The organism is Streptomyces amritsarensis, assembly GCF_001953875.1.
Taxonomy (GTDB): domain Bacteria; phylum Actinomycetota; class Actinomycetes; order Streptomycetales; family Streptomycetaceae; genus Streptomyces; species Streptomyces amritsarensis.
Genome location: NZ_MQUR01000192.1, coordinates 1 through 2,638 on the forward strand (window position 1 = coordinate 1; position 2,638 = coordinate 2,638).

Annotated in this window: 3 protein-coding genes; all 3 read left to right on the plus strand. The window is 68.3% G+C overall.

The annotated features are described in order from the left end of the window. Positions 1-229 precede the first annotated feature (229 nt). Genes pdxS through AVW11_RS35370 form a run of 3 tightly spaced genes read left to right on the plus strand, consistent with a single transcriptional unit; the run spans position 230 to position 2,558 of the window. Entirely contained in the window at positions 230-1,147 is a 918-nt protein-coding gene (gene pdxS / locus AVW11_RS35360; protein WP_030841649.1) for a pyridoxal 5'-phosphate synthase lyase subunit PdxS, read from the plus strand. 7 nt (positions 1,148-1,154) lie between these two features. Further along, complete coding sequence (pdxT, locus tag AVW11_RS35365; RefSeq protein ID WP_030027909.1) at positions 1,155-1,748, plus strand: pyridoxal 5'-phosphate synthase glutaminase subunit PdxT; 594 nt, start codon at positions 1,155-1,157, stop codon at positions 1,746-1,748. A gap of 57 nt (positions 1,749-1,805) precedes the next feature. Next, positions 1,806-2,558, plus strand: coding sequence for a YebC/PmpR family DNA-binding transcriptional regulator (locus AVW11_RS35370; protein ID WP_030841646.1), 753 nt, complete (start codon positions 1,806-1,808; stop codon positions 2,556-2,558). Positions 2,559-2,638: the final 80 nt, after the last annotated feature.

A 2,638-nucleotide genomic window follows, 5' to 3' on the forward strand; every position in this document is an offset into this window, starting at 1 on the left:
TCGCAAGGCGGAGGGGCGTCCTCATACTGGGCGTATTCGGGCGTGCCGACAACGCAGCGAGGTGCCGTAGCTGTCGTCGTGCGCCCGCCGGGGATTACGGGACAGCCCTTAGGGCCACGAGGGACAAATGAAAGAGCCACTGGCTCCACATTGGCCCTTGTAGTGGACTGATCCCCTGGGGTTTCCTCAGCCGAGTAGTACCCGTCTTCCTTTCGAGTGAGGTCAATCCGTGAGCACGCTTCCCACCTCTTCCCAGTCCGCCGAGTCGGCGATCGGCACGTCGCGCGTCAAGCGCGGCATGGCCGAGCAGCTGAAGGGCGGCGTGATCATGGACGTGGTCAACGCCGAGCAGGCGAAGATCGCCGAGGACGCCGGCGCCGTGGCCGTCATGGCCCTGGAGCGGGTCCCGGCCGACATCCGCAAGGACGGCGGCGTCGCGCGCATGTCCGACCCCAACATGATCGAAGAGATCATCGAGGCCGTGTCCATCCCCGTGATGGCCAAGTCCCGCATCGGCCACTTCGTCGAGGCCCAGGTCCTGCAGTCCCTCGGCGTCGACTACATCGACGAGTCCGAGGTCCTCACCCCGGCCGACGAGGTCAACCACTCCGACAAGTGGGCGTTCACCACCCCCTTCGTCTGCGGCGCCACCAACCTCGGCGAGGCCCTGCGCCGCATCGCCGAGGGCGCGGCCATGATCCGCTCGAAGGGCGAGGCCGGTACCGGCAACGTCGTCGAGGCCGTCCGCCACCTGCGCCAGATCAAGAACGAGATCGCCAAGCTGCGCGGCTTCGACAACAACGAGCTGTACGCCGCGGCCAAGGAGCTGCGCGCCCCGTACGAGCTCGTCAAGGAGGTCGCCGAGCTCGGCAAGCTCCCCGTCGTGCTGTTCTCCGCCGGCGGCGTCGCCACCCCGGCCGACGCCGCCCTGATGCGCCAGCTCGGCGCCGAGGGCGTCTTCGTCGGCTCCGGCATCTTCAAGTCGGGCGACCCGGCCAAGCGCGCCGCCGCCATCGTGAAGGCCACCACCTTCTTCGACGACCCGAAGATCATCGCGGACGCCTCCCGCAACCTGGGCGAGGCCATGGTCGGCATCAACTGCGACACCCTCCCCGAGGCCGAGCGCTACGCCAACCGCGGCTGGTAGTCCCGACATGACCAACACCCCCGTGATCGGTGTCCTGGCCCTCCAGGGCGACGTACGGGAGCACCTGATCGCCCTGGCCGCGGCGGACGCCGTGGCCAGGCCGGTCCGGCGCCCCGAGGAGCTCGCCGAGGTCGACGCCCTGGTGATCCCCGGCGGCGAGTCCACGACGATGTCGAAGCTCGCCGTGCTCTTCGGCATGCTGGAGCCGCTGCGCGAGCGCGTGGCCGCCGGCATGCCCGTGTACGGCACCTGCGCCGGCATGATCATGCTCGCGGACAAGCTCCTCGACGGCCGTGAGGACCAGGAGACCCTGGGCGGTATCGACATGATCGTGCGCCGCAACGCCTTCGGCCGCCAGAACGAGTCCTTCGAAGCGAAGATCGACTTCGCGGGCATCGAGGGCGGCCCGGTCGAGGGCGTCTTCATCCGCGCCCCGTGGGTCGAGTCCGTGGGCGGCGCCGCCGAGGTGCTCGCCACCTACGACGGGCACACGGTCGCCGTGCGCCAGGGCAACGTCCTGGCGACCTCGTTCCACCCCGAACTGACCGGCGACGACCGCGTCCACGCGTACTTCGTCGAGATGGTGCGCGCGGGTCTGTGACGAGCTCCCGGTAGGATCGGAGACGAACACTGTTGGTTACGCGAAGGAGACAGGCGGATGTCCGGCCACTCTAAATGGGCTACGACGAAGCACAAGAAGGCCGTGATCGATGCCAAGCGCGGCAAGCTCTTCGCGAAGCTGATCAAGAACATCGAGGTCGCGGCGCGTATGGGCGGCGCCGACATCGACGGCAACCCGACGCTCTTCGACGCCGTGCAGAAGGCCAAGAAGCAGTCGGTCCCGAACAAGAACATCGACTCCGCGGTCAAGCGCGGCGGCGGCCTCGAGGCCGGCGGCGCCGACTACGAGACGATCATGTACGAGGGCTACGGTCCGAACGGTGTCGCGGTGCTCATCGAGTGCCTCACCGACAACCGCAACCGCGCCGCCTCCGACGTCCGCGTCGCCATGACCCGCAACGGCGGTTCGATGGCCGACCCGGGCTCGGTCTCGTACCTGTTCAACCGCAAGGGCGTCATCATCCTGCCCAAGGCCGAGCTCTCCGAGGACGACGTGCTCGGCGCGGTGCTGGAGGCCGGTGCCGAAGAGGTCAACGACAACGGCGACACCTTCGAGATCATCAGCGAGGCCACCGACCTGGTCGCGGTCCGCACCGCGCTCCAGGACGCCGGCATCGACTACGACTCGGCGGACTCCAGCTTCGTCCCGACCATGCAGGTCGAGCTCGACGAAGAGGGCGCCCGCAAGATCTTCAAGCTGATCGACGCGCTCGAGGACAGCGACGACGTCCAGAACGTCTTCGCCAACTTCGACGTCTCCGACGAGGTCATGGAGAAGGTCGACGCGTAACGCCCGGTGCGGGCGGAGCGGATCCGGCGGGCCGACAGGACACACCCTGTCGGCCCGCCGTCGCATTGTCAGTGCGGGCG